The organism is Paenibacillus sp. (genome assembly GCF_048976745.1).
Taxonomy (GTDB): Bacteria; Bacillota; Bacilli; order Paenibacillales; family Paenibacillaceae; genus Paenibacillus.
Window position 1 is genome coordinate 132468 of record NZ_JBHGUU010000012.1, and the last position, 17787, is coordinate 150254.

The 17787-nt window shown below is 48.4% G+C and carries 10 protein-coding genes; 7 read left to right on the forward strand and 3 right to left on the reverse strand.

The annotated features are described in order from the left end of the window. Positions 1-165: 165 nt before the first annotated feature. Both ACE3K2_RS19825 and ACE3K2_RS19830 read right to left on the reverse strand, forming a co-directional pair. Positions 166-783: a hypothetical protein gene (locus ACE3K2_RS19825; RefSeq protein WP_421894016.1), complete on the reverse strand. Its 618-nt coding sequence runs from the start codon at positions 781-783 to the stop codon at positions 166-168. 85 nt (positions 784-868) lie between these two features. Further along, positions 869-1603, reverse strand: a complete 735-nt coding sequence (locus tag ACE3K2_RS19830) for a hypothetical protein (protein WP_421894019.1) — start codon at positions 1601-1603, stop codon at positions 869-871. 653 nt (positions 1604-2256) lie between these two features. On the opposite strand from ACE3K2_RS19830, the gene ACE3K2_RS19835 reads away from it, so the two are divergent. Together ACE3K2_RS19835 and ACE3K2_RS19840 are read left to right on the forward strand one after the other, a co-directional pair. Next, on the forward strand, positions 2257-3708 hold the full coding sequence (locus ACE3K2_RS19835; protein WP_421894022.1) for a SulP family inorganic anion transporter: 1452 nt from the start codon (positions 2257-2259) through the stop codon (positions 3706-3708). A 516-nt stretch (positions 3709-4224) separates the two neighbouring features. Continuing rightward, complete coding sequence (locus ACE3K2_RS19840) at positions 4225-5853, forward strand: DEAD/DEAH box helicase (RefSeq protein WP_421894025.1); 1629 nt, start codon at positions 4225-4227, stop codon at positions 5851-5853. 480 nt (positions 5854-6333) lie between these two features. On the opposite strand, the gene ACE3K2_RS19845 is transcribed toward ACE3K2_RS19840, so the two are convergent. Further along, positions 6334-7266 (reverse strand): hypothetical protein, encoded by a 933-nt coding sequence (locus tag ACE3K2_RS19845; protein WP_421894028.1) that lies wholly within the window; start codon positions 7264-7266, stop codon positions 6334-6336. A 408-nt stretch (positions 7267-7674) separates the two neighbouring features. Between ACE3K2_RS19845 and ACE3K2_RS19850 the strand changes: the two genes are divergently transcribed. The 5 genes from ACE3K2_RS19850 to ACE3K2_RS19870 all read left to right on the forward strand — a co-directional run bounded on the left by ACE3K2_RS19850 (position 7675) and on the right by ACE3K2_RS19870 (position 17716). Continuing rightward, positions 7675-9468, forward strand: coding sequence for a vWA domain-containing protein (locus tag ACE3K2_RS19850; protein WP_421894030.1), 1794 nt, complete (start codon positions 7675-7677; stop codon positions 9466-9468). 279 nt (positions 9469-9747) lie between these two features. Then, the gene (locus ACE3K2_RS19855) at positions 9748-13137 is read left to right on the forward strand and encodes a tubulin-like doman-containing protein (protein ID WP_421894032.1); all 3390 of its coding nucleotides are present in this window, start codon (positions 9748-9750) and stop codon (positions 13135-13137) included. A 1-nt stretch (position 13138) separates the two neighbouring features. Further along, positions 13139-15679 carry a transcription initiation factor TFIID gene (locus ACE3K2_RS19860; protein ID WP_421894035.1) on the forward strand — a complete coding sequence of 847 codons (2541 nt, stop codon included), beginning with the start codon at positions 13139-13141 and terminating at the stop codon, positions 15677-15679. Positions 15680-15765: 86 nt separating this feature from the next. Next, entirely contained in the window at positions 15766-17049 is a 1284-nt protein-coding gene (locus ACE3K2_RS19865) for a vWA domain-containing protein (protein ID WP_421894038.1), read from the forward strand. A 19-nt stretch (positions 17050-17068) separates the two neighbouring features. Beyond that, complete coding sequence (locus ACE3K2_RS19870; RefSeq protein WP_421894041.1) at positions 17069-17716, forward strand: beta-mannanase; 648 nt, start codon at positions 17069-17071, stop codon at positions 17714-17716. Positions 17717-17787 lie beyond the last annotated feature (71 nt).

Genomic DNA, 17787 nt, shown 5'->3' on the forward strand with positions numbered 1-17787 from the left:
TTTTTTAAACACAAAAAATCCACTTGTTATGAAATTGTTTCATCAAGTAGATTTATTGAAGGTTAATTGGAGTACCGTATCTTAATCTGAAAAGTAACTTTATTTTTAATGAGAAGACTCTGTTTATCACGATGTGTTGTGTATCATACTAGTAATTTTTCATTTTTACTCTTCTGAAGAAGCTTCTTTTAAATACGTTTGTATCTCTTCTGAAGGAGTTGCTTGAAGTTTAAAAAAATCTTGATACACTTTTCCATCAATTATATAGGATATTTTTACAAACATATCTTTATACAAATTAAGAGTTCCTTTGTCCAATTTGGATTTGTCAAGTAAAAAAGCTCTGAATAGGCTAGCGCCAGTAGTTTCACTATCAGTAGAGATTGTGAGGGGTTTATCGTTTAAAACATTACTTTCGAAAATATTACTCGTATTAAGCTTTTGTAACATTTTTGGGTTCAAATTGAAACTCATTTTAAGGTCTTCGAGTTTAATCTTAGGGTCTTTTATGAAAACTTCATATACCATTCGTTCTACCCCATCTTGAATGCTTAAATTAACAGATGCAGAAATTTTATAATTTTTATTTTTAGTTTCTTGGAAAATTCCAGGATTATCAAGCATGTTTTTTTCTATATCGTTTAATTCCTTTGTATATTCTTGAGAATAAATAATATTTTCTGAATTAGATATGTTTTCTGTCTCTTCCTCATTTGCAGTGCAACCCACCAGTAATATTAGTACAAAGAAACCAATCATTAAGTTAATTAAGCGTGAATTCAAAGTCATACCTCCAACGCATATTATTTTTTAATAAATAACAGATCTGCTAATTTAAGCAGATCTGTTATAGTAGATATCAAAATTTTTATCTAGTCCAATCTTCATCGGTATATTTCTTGCCTTGTAGGTAATTTTGATAGGCTTTACTTTGAATAACTGAATTATTATTATAATTAGGTGCTGACTCCACTTTTATTGCAGAATGACCGTTGGCTGGAACATAGTCAACGGTTCCTTGTCTTGAATTTTTATTTGTATCTATAAAGATGGAATAATAATGTTTGTAAGTATTTCTATTTGTGCTTTCAAAGAGAGTATGCCACGCATTAGAGTAGTAAACTTGTCCTTGCTTAGTTGGATAGTTATATGAAATCATAGTTTTAGCAGTTGCGTATTGAGTAACATTTACATTAGACAAGATCAGGTCAGCAACTGATAAGACTACGCTTCCTACTGTAGTTAATAAAGGGGATAATATAACTATTGTAGTACCCTTAATAACATTAAAGTTTCCAGCTTTTTGATCTTGAACGATTGGTTGCCCGTACCAACCATATGTAACAAGATTTACACGAGTTGCGCCTACACCTGGATTTTCAGCCATAATACTTACTTGAGGCTCATCCAATGATAATTCATCAATCCTATCATTAGGAACAATATAATTATTTTTCTTGGATAACTCGTATTGTTGTCTAGCAATAACTTTCTCTTCATATGTGCTCATTTCAGAAGCTAAAACGGAATAAGGAGCGGCCGCTGATAAAATACAAACGGAACTCAAAACCAATAAACTTTTTTTGAAGAAATTAGACTTCAAATTGTCACTTCCCTTATATGTATTTTTGTTACCACTAAATATTACCTTATTATCCAGTGTTGGTAAATGGGTATTTTGTATTATTATTCCCAATATTAGTTTTGTTTGTTTTATGAGTAAAATTTTACATATAGGGTGCCGTTTCAGCAGGAAAATTAAAGTTTTGTTTAGAAAGACTTATTCATATTTTTATAAAATATAATAAGTCTACCTGAGATGATAGGCTTCGAGAGACGAATGATTAAGAAAATCTCGTTTCTTTAGGAAATTCTTTATTTGTAATCATCATGTCCGGTGACTATAATAATAGGTCAGTACATTAACGGACCCGGTTTTTCTGAGAGGGGAAAACCTATGGGCATCAGGATCAGCTCCTGATGTCGCACGAGCAAGACAACTGAAGGCAGTAATGAAACATCAGCGGTACACATTGGAACGGAAACGACGTGAGTGCACATTAACCCGTCAAGGCTGTACGGATGGCGAGAATGGTGCAATTTTACAATTCAGGCAACAGCATAGGCGAATGATGCGGAGAGGATCCCGTTGTTTTGTGCTGTCCTGGATAGTTGGTTAGTGTGGACGGCTTCCGTTACTCTTCAGCAGGATTATCCAATATGAGGAATACACGTAGGAGGAACGGCTAAGAACATATGAATACGTTAAAACAACAATGGTTTGGCAACATTCGCGGAGATGTGCTGGCAGGCATTACGGTAGCGCTGGCGTTAATTCCGGAAGCCATTGCTTTCTCCATCATTGCAGGTGTCGATCCCATGGTCGGGTTGTACGCTTCGATTACGATTGCGATTGTGATCTCGATTGCAGGTGGAAGACCAGGCATGATCTCGGCGGCAACAGGTGCCATGGCGGTACTGATGGTTGGACTCGTCAAGGATTATGGCGTGGAATATCTTTTTGCGGCTACGATTTTGACGGGAATTATTCAGTTTATTTTAGGCATATTTAAGGTTGGGCGATTTATTACGTTTGTGCCTCATTCGGTACTGACCGGATTCGTGAATGCACTGGCTATCCTGATCTTTATGGCACAGTTAACTCACTTCACGGGAGCGAACTGGATCATGTATGCGATGGTGGCGGGCACGCTGGCGATCGTTTATATTTTACCGCGGTTTTTTAAAGGCGTTCCGGCTCCACTGATTGCAATCATCGTGATGACGATTATCACTGTGGTGTTTCATTTGGATGTAAAAACAGTCGGCAACATGGGAAATATAACGAGTACGCTGCCGATGTTCCATTTGCCGAATATTGCATGGACTTGGGACACACTAATGATTCTGCTGCCTTATTCATTCACCATGGCACTGGTTGGGCTATTGGAATCGTTGCTGACCGCAACCATCGTGGATGAGATGACCGAGACCAAGAGCAGCAAGAACCGTGAGGTGCGTGGTCAGGGAATCGCAAATTTTGTGAACGGTTTGTTTGGCGGCATGGGCGGCTGTGCGATGATTGGGCAGTCGGTCATTAATGTGAAGTCTGGGGGACGTGGAAGATTATCCACGTTTACTGCGGGTGCGTTTCTGGCAATCCTATTGCTGTTATTTAGCGGTGTGGTGAAACAGGTACCGATGGGGGCGCTCGTTGGTGTAATGTTTATGGTGTGTATCGGAACCTTCGACTGGAGTTCCATCAAAAATATCGCTCGTGTGCCGCGGGCGGAAGCCTTTGTCATGATCGTGACGGTAGCGATTGTGGTCTATACCCACGATCTGTCGATCGGGGTCATGGTCGGTGTTGTGCTCAGTGTGCTGCATTTTGGCTGGAAACAGACCAAAATCCGCGTAAAGGCGAGCCAGGAACAAGGTCAGAAGGTATACCGGGTTCACGGACCGTTCTTCTTCGGGTCTTCATCCCGCTTTGTGGATGAGTTCGATGCAGAGGCTGATCCGAAGGAGATCACGATTGACTTTGGAGGGTCACATATCTGGGATAATACCGCGGTTGTGGCTATTGGCAAAGTGAAATTCAAATACGCGAAGCAGGGCAAAACGGTGCACCTGCGCGGGTTAAACGAGGAAAGCTCCCGTATTCTTGAACGGAGTGGATTTGCTACAGCGGGCGGACACGGATCTTAATTTCTTTGGACGAAGGTGCGATGTCGGAACGTAGTTACGTGGACAAGATGAAAACTCAGCGGTTCAGTGAATCTGGAACGGAGGATCTAACCAAGTAATGAAAATGAAGTTATGAAGTCTATTATTTTATCAGCGACGCACTTTTCCCAATGTAAGTTGGGGAGAAGCGTCGCTGTTTTTATTAGTGCCTAGGTTGTTCCACTCATCCTGATTTCGTAGAGGTCTTCTGTTGTTACTCTTACAATCATCCTCAAACTCACTTGGTTGATACAAGTCACACGGATCTCGGGGTTTTGTGCTACAAGTTAGGGGGGTAACGTTGTATCCCCTTTTGTTTTGCTTGACTAACGTGTAAACTACAGGGTATGGAGAAGAAGAGCAACGAGTGGATTGCTTTTTAAAAAATTCATTTCATAATCATGATTGAACGAAGGAAAACTAGTCTTGATGGCAGATACTGATACTGAAGTCATTATGAAATGGACTTATCTAAATGAATATACAGAGGTGTAACGATTGGCAAACTTTGAACAACTGGGCATACGCCCGGAATGGTGCGAGATCCTGAAACATCAGGGCATCGCCGTGCCGACTCCGGTACAGGAGCGTTCGATTCCGGTACTGCTGGGTGGACGCGATATTATCGCCGAGGCACAGACAGGAACAGGGAAAACGCTGGCATTTTTGCTGCCGATTATTCAGAAAATTAATGTATCCGACCGTTCGCCGCAAGCGCTGATTATCGCGCCGACGCGTGAGCTTGCGCTGCAAATTACGGAAGAAGCGAAGAAACTCACGGCTAACGACGATAAACTGCACGTACTTGCCGTATACGGCGGGCAGGATGTGGACAAGCAACTGCGTAAATTGCAGAACGGTACCCAGATCGTTATTGGTACACCGGGGCGTCTCCTGGATCACCTGCGCCGTGGCACGTTGAAGCTGGATAATGTGAAAAAACTGGTGCTGGATGAAGCCGACCAAATGCTGCACATGGGCTTCCTGGACGATGTGGAGACGATTCTTAGCGAGCTGCCACACAAACGCCAAACGATGCTGTTCTCAGCAACGATGCCAAAGGGCATTCGCAATCTGGCGAAGACCTATATGAAAGATCCGGAAGATGTAAAAGTATCTTCCCAATCAGTTATCCCGATCAAACAGATTCGTCAGCAAGTGCTGGAATGTACGGATCGCGGTAAATTAGAAGCACTTCGCGGCATGATTGATACGTATCGCCCATACCTCGCGATCATTTTCTGCCGGACCAAGCGTCGTGCATCCAAGCTGAACCAAGATCTGCGTGAAGCAGGTTATGCAAGTGATGAACTTCATGGAGATCTGTCCCAATCCAAGCGTGAGAACGTAATGAAAGCGTTCCGTGATGCCAAACTGCAAGTGCTGGTTGCTACAGATGTAGCTGCACGTGGACTTGATGTTGAAGGCGTAACGCATGTATTTAACTACGATATGCCGCATGATGCGGAAAGTTATATCCACCGGATTGGCCGTACGGGCCGCGCAGGAGGTACAGGTCTTGCTGTAACGTTTGCTACAGAGCATGACAGACCGGAACTTGCACGAATTGAACAAGGGATCGACCAGAAGCTGTCCCGTATCCAGTGGACGAGCGAAGGTCCAATTGCTTCGACTGGAGCAGCCAGACGTTCCATCAACAGTCAGGGGGATGACGAACGAGGCGGACGCTCTTCCGGAACGGGCAGTGCCCGTCGCGGTGCAGGCCGTAACGATCGCAGAGATGGCGGACGTGGGGGTCGTGGTTCCCGCGGTGGTGAGGGTGGACGCAGTGGCGGACGTAGCGGTGGCCGCAGCGGCGACGAGCGCAGCGCAGGGCGTGGTTCTGCGCGCAGCAGCGACAGCAGTCGCGGTGCAGCAGGTCAAGGCGGACGCAGTGCAGGTCGCAGTGGCGATGAGCGCAGCGCAGGTCGTGGTTCCGCGCGCAGCAGCGACAGCAGTCGCGGTGCAGCGGGCCAAGGCGGACGCGGTGCAGCGAGCAGCGGCTGGGCTGGCCGTAGCGCCGACAAGCGCACCTCCGGGCGCAGCAGCGAAGGCTCTCGCCGTCCGGAATCCGCAGGACGCGGACCGGCGAAGGGCGACCGTCGCGATTCTCGTCGCGGACGGTAAAACCTTGGCGCAAGCGGCGATATAGCCGCGCCTGCGCAGGCGCCATGCCATGCCACAGCGTTTGGCATGGCACATATGAGAGGATTCGGGTACAGATGTACCGAAACCTCAGATCAAGGGTCGCGACGGAACCACGTCGCGGCCCTTTTTCAACAGGACAGATGATCGCTTGCACTTATTGTTTTGGTCGTCTGCGAGTCCTGTCTGCGCGTGCCTGCTTCATTCCATAAAAATGCCATTTGGGTAGTTGTCCTTTTGATCATGTAAAAAGGGTAGCACTCGGAAAACTTCCATAAAATTCAAAACACCTCATCCTAGACCTAAGGATGGGGTGTTTTTGGATGAATTCTTATATCATTAGAAGCATAACCTTCGATCTGTGGTGCGGACAGGCATGCAGGGGTGGATGAAATTGCATTCGTCTATATACAGGGAATGAGTTTGCACTAAACTACGTTTTTCTTTCTCAATATATCATCCCTACAGCTGAACATCTGCGTATTGATCCCGATATTTCTCGTTATACACCCGGCCTACCGACTCCGCCAGACCCCCACGTGCTTTGCTTGGATAGCGTTCAATCGTGTGATAGAGCCGCATGAATCGATCCTTGGGCATAAAGCGGGCGTAGCGGGTAATAAGACTAGGGAATAACTCAATATATTTACTCTTGCGCACGGCAGCAGCAGCTACGGCTGTAAGAATCTGAATTCCGTTGTGGAGCTGTAAAATGTTCACTTCATAGGTCGCGATATAACGAATCGCATCTTCACGGATCAAATCCGGCTTAAGCCGTGCAATCTCACCGATATATTCAGCCAGCAACCGCTCGAAGCTGCGTAACAGCAAGGGCTTGAGCTGCAGATCCATATCACTGCGCAGGACAAAGGATTGTAACAGTGCAACCTGTTGCAGTCGAATCCGGTCATTATAGACGAGTGAGCCGATCTCGCGGAGCATCTCATAGGCGAGTGCTTCATCCTGCTTGCGGGCTTCGGCGACCAGAGCCCAGTTGCGGTTGATGCCCTGGCGGATGAGTTCCTCATCTTGCTCCAACATGCGCTTCAACTCGCGCTGCTGTTCTACCTCGAATGAACGTTTCTGCATGAAGATCAGTAAGGCCAGAAGCAGCAAGGAAACGCTGGCTGCCGCCATGGTCTGATCTATGGTTTCACCAAAATAGGTGGCCGCTGCACCGAACAAGATCGTAATGAACAGGTCGCGTGCAATTCGGCGTTTCACTCGGGAAGTTGCCTTCGCCTGAACGGAGTTCAGTGTACCCCGGCCACAGGCCGTGCACTCCTCTTCCCACAGGCAGGTATACTGTCCACAACGGCTGCAGACTTGCAACTTTTCATAGGCATGGGTCGTTCGTTGAAATGGTCGTATGGATACAACTAGTTTAGTACTCATGCTCAATCACGCTCACCATTCAGAATAGTGTAGAGGGTACGATCCGTGTCTTCGCGGGAGACCGGTTTCCGCCGATGAAGCTGAAGTGAAATTACCTTTATAATGACAAAAAGAAACAATATGGCGAGGCATCCGTATGTAACCATAATCCGTTCCCTTCTATGGCTTGGTGAACAAGCGCTGTTATATTGCAGTTTGCTGGCAATAACTATATCATATTTCCATAGTTGGTACTTTTGTGCCAGTGACAGGCGTGAAATCGTCGATTTTTGTCAGTCATTACAAAACTGTAACTCAAGATAGGGGTGCTTTTCAGAATTTATTAGTAGACTGTTAAGATTTCCTTAAGGCTTGACGCCTATAATAAACTATTCCCATTTTAATCTCAAACGTGAAGGAGTACACCCAATGCTGCGGACACGCAAAATACGCTGGCTCAGCGGGACGATGGTTCTGCTGGCTATTCTAACGCTACTGCTACCTCAAGCGTTGCTGCCACAAGCTGCAGCGGCTCAGGCACAGACAAGCGGAATTGATGCGGTACTTGTAGCCGATGTAAGTAACTCAATGAATACAAGTGACCGTGACAAGATCAGTAATGAAGCCATGAAAATGTTTATTGATATGCTGCCGGTCCAGGGGGACAAGGTAGGAATTGTCGCTTATACCGATCAGGTGGAGCGGGAAAAGGCGATGCTTACGATTCAGTCCGATGCGGACAAGAGCAGCCTGAAGGATTTTATTGATCAGCTTGGCCGGGGGCCATATACCGATGTCTCGGTGGGTGTCGCCGAAGCCATGAACATACTGAATCATGGGGCAGACCCAGCTCACTCGCCAATGATCGTGCTTCTGGCGGATGGTAACAATGACTTTAACAAAACCAAAGGTCGTACACAGGCACAATCGGACGCTGATCTGGCGAAATCCGTGAAGGAAGCACAGGATCAGGGTATCCCGGTGTATACGATTGGACTGAACGCGGATGGGAAGCTGAACAAGGATGCACTCGCAGACCTCGCGAAGCAGACTGGAGGCAAGTCGTTTATTACCGATACGCCGGATGATCTGCCACAGATTCTGAGTGAGATCTTCGCCGATCATGCCAAACTGAATGTGGTGAAGCTGCCCTCTGTAACGGGAAACGGCAGTTATCAGGAAGTTACCGTGAACGTGCCAAACGACAGTGTGCTGGAAGCAAACATTTCGATCATGTCCTCGAAGCCAGTGGAAGTGCAATTGACGGACCCTTCCGGACAAGCCGTGGACCTGAACTCGGACGCAGCAAAGCTCTCAACGTCGAAGAGTTATTCACTCGTGAAGCTGTTGAAACCCCAAGAGGGAGACTGGAAACTTCGGGTAAAAGGGGCTCCGAAAGACAGCATCGATATCAACCTGTTGTTCAACTATGATCTTCAGCTCGTTGTGGACCCGATTAAGACCAAGTCCTATACCAAAGGGGACAAGGTTGATCTAGCAGCCAAACTGGAGAATGGCGGTCAGCCGCTTCAGGATAATGATCTGTATGCAGACATGAAGGCCACGTTAGTCGTGAAAGATGTGGATACAGGCAAGAGTGAAGAACAATCGCTGGAAAACACAGGTTCTGGTTTTGCCGGAACGTTTGAAGTACCAGACAATCATAACTATGAATTGGTCATCCGTGCGGAAGAAGACAGCTTCTACCGTGAAAGTGCGCCAATTACGATCAACGCAGGCGGAACAGCCGGAAGCGGATCTCAACCGACCACATCTGGCAGTGAACAGGACAAACCGTTTCCTTGGTTACCTGTCATACTCGGTGTTATAGCCCTGATTGTGGTCGGTGTTGGTGCCTGGTTCCTGATGGGCTGGCTGAAACGCAAAAACCGGGGATTTGTAGGACAGATGGTTGTGGAGATTCGTGATGAGAACACGGGAGACAAGTCCTATCCACAATATAAAAAGTTGGTATCTTTCCGCGGCAGATTCCATCTGCATCAGTTGTTGCAACTGGACCCTGAGCTGAAGGAAACCGAAAAATATGTATTTACACCCAGCAATGGGGATCGAATTATCATCCGTAACACCGCAGGCGGTACGCTGGAGAAATCTGGTCGTGCAGTCGATGCAAGCTCAGGCGTTGAACTGAAGAACGGTGACCGACTGAGCATCCCGCTGCAACAGGCGGACAAAACAATTTTGATCGAGTACTTGGTGTGAAGGATTATTTGGTTTAAAAGGAATGCAAATTTAGGTTGGGTATAATTGTTTACACGAGAACGGAGAGGACAGAGAAAACCTGAAGAAGCGAAGCGTTCGCCTAAAAGCTTTCTGAAAGAAAGCTGCATCGGAAGCATACGCTTATCCTCAGATTTTCACCTTTGAAAAAGAGAATCGAAAAAATCTGAGGATAACAGCGATCGGAAGGTTACTCTGTCATCGGAGTGGCAAGTGTAATGAGCCTGTAGCCCAACTGGTTTAAATAAAGGAGGACAACGAATGAAACCGATTGTTAGAGAACATATTCAGCAACTGGATGTATCACTTGGCGGAGGGATTGTCAGTGAGAAAATCCGGGTCGATACCATTGATAACCCCATTCTGATTATCGGTCTGGGAGGAACAGGAATTGACGCACTGCTGCGTCTCAAATATCAGATTAACCGTCGTTTCAAGCTGCCACAGGACCCGGTATCCAAGAAAAAAATGGACAAGCCAAACAATGTGGAGTTTCTGGCTTTTGAGACAAACGAACAGGATCGCGCCAAAAAGTATAAAGGGATCGGACTTGATCCGATCAATGAATTCGTATTGCTGTCCAATGCCGAGATTGGCGGACTTCTACAGAACCGCAGCGTGCTGGAGCCGTACATTACGGACTGGTTGTCCCCAGAACTGAGCATCACCGACGGTATGAACGGCGCCGCAGGTGTGCGTCAGGCTGGACGTCTGCTGCTGTTCACGAAGATTAATCAGGTTGTGCAGGCCATCGACAAAAAGATCAAAACCTTATCCGTAGGCACTAACAAAAAACTGATGGTGTTCCTGCTGACAGGTCTGTCCGGCGGTACAGGCAGCGGTTGTTTCCTCGATATTTCCTATATCGTGCGCGGCATTATCGAACGGGATCACGGCTCTGCCGGGATTGACCGCGTCAATACGCTTGGGTATCTGTTCACGCCAGACGTGAACCTGTCCAACAAAAGCTTGAGCGAACACACGCGCGAATACATTCGCAAGAACGGGTATGCTGCGCTCAAAGAGCTGGATTATTGGATGAACGTGGATAGCCGCGGTGAGCGATTTACACAGAAGTACGGCAATATTTTAACGGTTAACTCACCACTGCCGCCATTTAACCTGTGTCATCTGATCTCAGCGACGAATACCGAAGGCAAACTGTTGGAGAACGCCTACGATTACTGCATGAACGTCACGGCCGAGAACATTACCAACTTCATGGCAAGTGAGGAGAAGCAGTCGGGTGAGGAGTTTGCAATCCATGACTATATCAGCAACATTCGCACCAACATTGCACAGATGAACAAGGTGTACCCGGCCAACTATGATTACAACATCATCGGTGCCTCTTCGGCTGTACTGCCAATCGAAGAGATGACCACGTATCTGGCGTATCGCATGTTTGACAAAATGAACACCATGTTCTCCAAAGCACCGAACCAGGAGGATACCGAGAAGTTTGCCCGCAAGCTGGGCATTGATCTCGAAAGTGTGGTCAAGTCCTTTGAAGCGCGCGTGCCAGAGCCGCTGCCTGGTTATCAGAACAGCGAGCGCTTATCCTATGGCAACGTGGTGAAATCACAGGTTGTAAATATGGACACCGAACTGGAACAGAACTTCCTGGCGCGTGCCCGTGAAGAATATATCAAGGCGAAGAAACAGCTGCCGGGCGAGATTGCCGGTCAGTTCACCGAACAGATCCGGCGTATGTTTTTGCACCCCGAACAAGGTCCGTTCTATGTCTCCCGTCTGATTTATACGGAAAAAGGTTTCTGTGTACTGAAGATGATTCAGTCGTACATCGAAACCCTGCGAGAGAATGCCTTCCGCATTCCGCGTGATATTGAAGCGGCTCAGGAGCAGTCCGAAGAGAAACTGGGCGATGCGAAGAGTGCTTTTGTCTCCAAAGAGAAGAAAAAGAATGCTTATATTGAAGCAAAAATTCATGAGTACTGGCTACACGCCGACGTGGAACGCAACGATCAGATGATCGAGTTCTATGAAGATCTGTATGAGTTGCTGAACCAGGAAAACAGCCGCATTTATAACGTATTTACCGAAACGCTGAACGCCCTTAGCTCGATATTCGCGAAGAACGGCGATCTGCTGACACGAGGCGAGGAACAATCCGATCACAAAGGCAACAAGACATATTACTGGAACGTCGTAAGTGTACCGGATATCGTCAGTGTGGTGGACGGGCTGTTGGATAAGCGCGATACAGATGATCTAATCCGTGACTTCTCCCGTGAATTGCTGGAAAACTCCAGCCAGTGGGTGAAAGAAAACGAGATTGATATCGTCAGCTCCATTTCGGACTTCCTGAGTGAGAAATTCGGTGATCTGATTACGCGTTCCATGGAAGATTTCCTGGTGATCAAATACGGTCAGGATGAGTCGGTCGAGAAATTCGTGGAACGTTTCATTGCTGGCAAGCTGGATGATGAGGCCGTTCCGGTATTCAATCTGAGCAACAGTACGGGCAGTCTGCATTTCCCTTCATGGGGATTTGTATCGGTACCGGCACAGGCGCCGGGCATTCTGAAAGGGATTCGCAATTATCAGAACAATGCGGTAGGCAAATCCCATTTTACCGTGAAGGAAAGTGAAGTGCGTAACCGGATCTTCTGGCTGAACACCCGCAACGGGGTACCACTCTTTGTGTATACACCGCTCAAGGTATATGAGGAAAGTTATGAACGTACCATTTTGGACAAAGAAGGCATTGGTCGTCACTTGGTGCAAACGGAGAAAAACAACTGGACCTATCTGCCGTCTCCGATTCCGGAGAAATCATGGGGAGATGTGTATGAGAACGCCCGCGTGAAGCAGTATAACGCCCGTGTGCGTAACGAGTTCGAGCAGGCGCTTGGATACAACATCGTGACAGCCAAATCCATTGATGAGAATACAAGCAACCGGTATGCGATTGTGACAACAGAAGCATTTGACTTATCCGCCAAACTGGCAGCTTACGACATGCGTCTGACGTCCACCACGCCGAACCTCGGCGAAGTGAAGCGGGCCGTGATTGAGCTGAAACGTCTGCAATCCGAAGGGTTGCCGCGTGTAGGGGTTAAGGATATTTTCGGCAGTATTAATGAAGATATGGCCAAAGAAAACCTGGTACGCTCTCCGCAGCTGATCGCGCGTGTACGTGAGGAACTGGCGAAGATGAATGCCATCTCGGCCAAAATTGCCGAACTCGAAGGCATTCTCGCCCAGTACCAGGACGAAGAGCAGTGGTATGACCGCTTCATTGAAGCGTTATATACCGACACCATCGTCAAAAAAGGTGCGCTCTACGTTTATGACCGTGATCCGGAAGAAGATGCATGGGAGCCGTTTGCAAACCTGATGAAGAGCCGTAACTTTGCCGAGTATGAAGTGTTTGGTAACTTCCGCGGCCTGGCGGAGAAGGATCGCAGTACATTGCTGCGTAAAGCCTCCCGTCGGGATAACGATCTGACGGCTTCAGAAGATATCACTCCATTGCTGACAAAGCTGGATGATCTGGCTGCGCTGTTCATGGAATCACGTGATCGTCTGGAATACGAACGGGTAGAACTGGCTAACGGAGAAGACATCTACCAATTCTACAGAACGATGTCGTCCAAGCTGAACGACATTCGCAGAAGGCTGAAGTAAGATGGTGGCCGGGATGGAGTTCAATTCGAACAATACCCTGAAGCGTGATCTGGAGAAGTATGCAGCACAGTATGCAATCGAGCAGGAACGTCAAGGTAGCCTGGGTGATGGACGCAGCAGTATCCATTACCCGGCTTTGTTCCTTTTCGTGGGTGATCTGGTTGCACCTGCCGTGTCTGCCGTGCAGGAGATCAATCGGCTGAAGTGGGATAACGGAGACGGTGTGGTTTACGTTCAGATCGGGACGGAAGACGAGGCAGATGAACATCAGGGATCTGCAGCTGAGCAAAGTGCGAATGACCATGGTTATCCTAATCAAGCTTACACATCGACTAACTCTCGCATGGATCGTTTAGGCGGAGCGAGCCATGGCAAGGGCTCATCTGGTGACCACGGTCAGGTGACTCGTCACTGCTTGCCTCTGTCCGCTGGGCAGACGGAGCGACCATCCAAAACACGGCGTAAGGATGTACATCGCAGTTTCCACGAATCGGACCAGGCTCTCTTTGACCTTAATCGTACGCTTCGGCGGGTCAGTAACCGAATTGCGGAATATGGGCGGCTGTACTCGTCATTTGATCGAATTTACGTTACGGTGGTAACCAGAGCGGATGATCCGTTGAATGTATTGTTGCCAGAGCTCACCAAGCTGACGGAGATCATTTTGTCCCAAGCCTTCAAGTCGGTGCAGACAGATCTGCATGTATTGGTCAGCGAGATGGAACAGGTGGATTCCTTCGGATATGCCAGCGCAGCAGGGCTTGCTTTCTTACGGGAGCTGGATTATATGCAGTCCCTGGACTACACGTTCAGCGGTAATCTGCTGGTAACAGAGGATGGGATATCCATTCCCGTTACACATCCCGCGTCACCGTTGTTTGATCTGGTGTATCTGTTGTCTGACAAAAATGAGCGTGGGACCGGCGTTCCCGGTGGCTGGGTCGAAAATGCCGAGATCATCTGCCGCATCTGCCTGCTGAAGAACCGGAAGCAGGATGTAGATCACTCGGGTAGTGTTTCAAGCACGGGAGCGAACACGTACAACAATACATCCTTCAAAAACAATATTCGTACCACCTCTGATCAGCATGGTTATGCAAGCGCGGGTTTTGCCGAGATCAGGCGGCCAAACAAGCCGATTGCACTGGCGGTGTTATATCACATGTATCGGTATCTGCTTGCACGCATGCGGCAGGAGCCGGACTGGAGCATCAAGGACAAGCTCGCTTTCTTTGGACTGGACGCGGCCTCGGTGGAACGCAAAGTCGAAGGTCTGCTGCCCAATGAAGATCTGGTTAGTGGCATGAGTGGCATCATGACGCATAACGTCAGTTTCTCTGATCTGAAGACGCTCTCGCTTCGTGAAGCGGAGAGAGCGCTGTTTGGACAAGGAGCTGAAGCGTACTTCCGCGATAACGTCGTCCGTCTTGTCGAAGAGCGTGTGCGTGAGCGCAGCTCTGGCGGCTCTCTGCGCCGTCAGGCCGAACAATCCCGCGCGGAGCATCCAGAGGTTGGTTACTTCCAGTGGGCAGCCTGGAGTGACAGTGAGCCTGGCAGTGTACGTGAAGCGCTGCTTGGACTGATTCGGGATAAATCGATGCAGCTTGAATCGGCACGTGCTCTGCTGGAACAACGTCAGCAAGAGCGAGTGGAAGATCAGTCGTTCAAACGAGCGTTGTTCCGTGATAAACAGAATGTGCGCAATCTGATTGACTGCATGCTGGAGCGAGTGTATGTACCCAAGGTAGAATTGCTGCGACTGGAAAATGAATTACATCTGCTGCGCATCTACGATACGGAGATGGAAGAGCTTCACCGTTTTAGTCGCCACGTCACAGCAGCCCTTGAAGCGCTGGAACGCACACTGCGAGAGACAGCAACCCAAAGTATCGCGGCTGCCGATGAATACATCGGCCAGAACGTGATGGAGTACTACGGCAAAGTGACGGAAGAGCTAATCACCGACCTGGAAGCCAAGCGCGGACGGGACGTATGGTTTGAGGACCGTTACATGGGAGACATGAACCAGCTCGCCACAGAAGGTGATGATCGTCTGCTGAAACGTCTGATGGAGGTATGTCACTCGTTGCTGCTTACGGCCGAGCCGTTGCAATTGCCATTTGAAGAAGAGCTGTTGCAGCGGGCCAATGTAACCATTGCCTATGGAGACAAAGACGTATTAACCCGGGATGATCTGTTCCGCAGGTTGTACCACACGCTGGAGGATCAGGCGGTCGTTCGGGTACGGGTATTCGATTATACGCAGGAACATCGGTATGAAGAGAAGTATTTCTTTGGTGATCATCATAGTGCTTTCATGGACTACGCGGCGCATGCCGAAGAGACGTCACGCATCTACAAGCTGGGTGTGGTGTACGAAGAACGCAGCAGTGGTGTGGAGAAGCTGAATCTGATGGGAGGTTTCCATCTGGAGGATCTCATGGTGTATCGGAACGGCAAGGTATATTATGACTCGTATACGGAGAATGGATATGAACTTCACCCCACAGGTCTGGTGGAGAAGTTGTCACCCATCCGTTAAGACGTCTGGATATGTCATGACACCTTGCTACAATCTTGTATTAACTCAGCCTGTTTAGGGCTGGTATGGAAAGGATGCATGTGGACATGCAGCGAAAAATCAATCTTCTCCTGGTCCTGTTCAGCCTGATTGGCGGGGCAGTGGGCTTTGCGGCAGGAGAAATCATGCTGCGTCAATGGCTTGGGGAGATGCCGCGTCTGTTGCTGATGGGCTTATACTTTGGCGTACTGGCGCTCAGTGTAGGATTGTTCTGTTTGATCGCAGAGATGATCTCGCCCAAGTTGAATGGCGCTTCATGGAAGCTCCGGTATCTGGGACTGTCGTGGAAATTGCTTGTTCCGGCAACGCTGGCTCTGTTGTTTGTTGTTGGACTCGCGCTGCAATTGCTGTATCAGATCAATCCGGGCGGTGTGAAGCAAGTGAAGGACATCGTACTGATGATCGATAACTCGGGCAGCATGAGCGGGACAGATCCGGATAACGGACGCTTTGAAGCAGCCAAGACACTGATCAGCCAAATGGAGAGTGACAAACAGGTAGCGGTCATTACGTTTGATGACCAGCCGCAGTTGTTGCAACCCTTTATTGCGTTGGATAGTGACGCGGCCAAGAATGAGGTTTATGGCAAAATCGATGGCATTGTCACGACTTCGGGCGGTACCAATTTTGATGCCGTGCTGCGGGAAGGCATGGAACTGATTCAGGGCAAACAGGACCCGAAACGCGGTACCGTTGTCATCTTGTTATCCGATGGCTTCAGTGAAGCGGATACGGCAGATATTTTGTCCCAATATGCGAGTGAACAGATATCGATCAATACAGTCGGCCTAAGCCTGGTGGACCCATCAGGAACGGACCTGCTGCGTAATATTGCCCAGCAAACAGGTGGCATGTATTATGATGTACCGGATTCCGGTGGTCTGAATCTGGCATTCCAGCAGATCTACGATACGATTGATGAACGGACGCTGGTGACGGAGCGTACAGGCATGATGGAGCATAGCGTTTATCTGGCGATTTTCCGTATCATTGCCGTGCTGCTGATTGGAGTAGCACTGGGTGTGTCACTCGGACTCGTATTTGATAATCGTCATCTCGCGCTCAGCTTTGGTATTGGTGGTGCAGTGTCTGGTCTACTGGCAGGGTTGCTGCTGGAATGGGGCCTCGACGGTTCGAACGTGGGGGATACCTTCGTACGACTTGGTGCGATGCTCATCTTATCTGGCGTACTGACCCTGTTCTCCTGGATTGTTCCGATCAAGGAGAACACGCCGCGGAAGAGCAGGGGTCGTCGTGAAGCTGGCGGTGGAACTTCTTCTGCCGAAGGATTCGGTCAGAGAGCAAGAGATACACGCAGCAAAGGATTCTAACGTCGGGAGGTCAATGGAAATGCGGTTTACGGATGCAGACCCTTCGACACCTTTGATTCGAAAACTGACACTTGCGGTGGATGAAGGGCGTTGTACACTTCGCTGGCTCTGGCCGGAAGCAGTAGAAGCTGTGTATGTGGAACGGCTGGAGCTGGATATGATGAGCGATGATCGTACCGGGGCAGAGCTTGCACAGGGCAAGCTGAAGCTGTACACGAGAGAGGAATATAAGGCGAGCAATGGTTACACGGATCGGATCACGGGTTTTGGGGCCATCAAGTACACGGTGTATGTGTGTCTGATGCAGGAAGACGGGCCCGTGCTGATCCGTCAGCGAGACGAGGACAACATGGTGATTGCAAGCGCAGGGAAGGCGGATATCCGCTTTTCCATTCGCTACAAGAGCGGTTTTTTTCAGAAACGAAAAAGTGTATTGATCACCGTTACAGCGGAAGTACCTGTTCCGAAGGAAGCCCTCTGTTATGTTCGCAAGCAGGGCGGGGTCCCGCTGAATAAGGAAGATGGCACGGTGTATCCTTTTGTGAGTGATTTTGCTCCCGGAAGAAATGAGATGCCGCCCGTTGAAGTTGCCAAGGATGATTATGTGCGGTTATTCTTCACAGACGGACCGAAGTATGGAGCCGCCTATCGGCTTATATCAGACTAGATAGTTGGACTAGCGAGTGGAATGTTACTCTGTCATCGTAGTGCGAGTGTAAATCACCTTAGTCTGACTGA

Bases quoted from the DNA above. Each gene is read 5' to 3' on its own strand.
- ACE3K2_RS19835 (WP_421894022.1), top strand. From the start codon at position 2,257: ATGAATACGTTAAAACAACAATGGTTTGGCAACATTCGCGGAGATGTG.
- ACE3K2_RS19845 (WP_421894028.1), bottom strand. From the start codon at position 7,266: ATGAGTACTAAACTAGTTGTATCCATACGACCATTTCAACGAACGACC.
- ACE3K2_RS19850 (WP_421894030.1), top strand. From the start codon at position 7,675: ATGCTGCGGACACGCAAAATACGCTGGCTCAGCGGGACGATGGTTCTG.
- ACE3K2_RS19855 (WP_421894032.1), top strand. From the start codon at position 9,748: ATGAAACCGATTGTTAGAGAACATATTCAGCAACTGGATGTATCACTT.
- ACE3K2_RS19860 (WP_421894035.1), top strand. From the start codon at position 13,139: ATGGTGGCCGGGATGGAGTTCAATTCGAACAATACCCTGAAGCGTGAT.
- ACE3K2_RS19865 (WP_421894038.1), top strand. From the start codon at position 15,766: ATGCAGCGAAAAATCAATCTTCTCCTGGTCCTGTTCAGCCTGATTGGC.
- ACE3K2_RS19870 (WP_421894041.1), top strand. From the start codon at position 17,069: ATGCGGTTTACGGATGCAGACCCTTCGACACCTTTGATTCGAAAACTG.